Annotated in this window: 1 protein-coding gene; it reads right to left on the bottom strand. The window is 35.2% G+C overall.

The features are described 5' to 3' along the window. Positions 1-129 precede the first annotated feature (129 nt). On the bottom strand, positions 130-342 hold the full coding sequence (locus PVK70_RS18840) for a hypothetical protein (protein WP_130049512.1): 213 nt from the start codon (positions 340-342) through the stop codon (positions 130-132). Positions 343-673 lie beyond the last annotated feature (331 nt).

The raw sequence follows: 673 nt of genomic DNA, 5'->3' as shown, positions 1-673 counted from the left end.
TTGCATAACACGTTTATTACCATGCAAACCAACCTGAATTTAACCGCCTTAATCACAAAACTAAAGACAAACCCAGAACGCCGAGTGTAATAAATCGTGTTGATGCGATTGTTATGTTCGTTCTAACAGTTAATCACGGACGTATCTAAACTTAACATGCGTATCGATGTAAGAATTAAGATCACCACCAGATACTGCAATGATTTTCATTCTGTCGATGTGTTGCTTACCCGCACTATCGTAGTCATAACTAACTGAACGAGCAGTTTCATCAAACCAAACCGTGATTGAATTAGAATTTAACTCAGAACCACGTATTCCTGAAGAGTTGTAAATTTGCATTTAAGCCTCAATAATCCATTTGTACAAAAATATACAAGTATCATTATTGTAATCTCGCGAAGAACTACTGTGATTGATATCACTAATTACTAAGTTAATAAAAACAAAGGTAATATTTTAGATAACCATTATCTATCGCCTAGAACATAACGCCTGCATAACACGTTTACTACTATACAGATCAATCTGAATTTTACCGCCATAAACACCGAAACTAAAGACAAACCTACAATGCCGAATGTAGTAAATCGTGTTGATGCGATTGTTATGGCGCAACTTGCGACAACCGTAGCAATACACTACAATAATGGAAATTAACTTTAAATAGGAC

The sequence above is a fragment of the Aliivibrio sp. A6 genome (genome assembly GCF_028765505.1).
Taxonomy (GTDB): Bacteria; Pseudomonadota; Gammaproteobacteria; order Enterobacterales; family Vibrionaceae; genus Aliivibrio; species Aliivibrio finisterrensis_A.
This window is presented reverse-complemented; position numbering and strand designations above follow the sequence as displayed.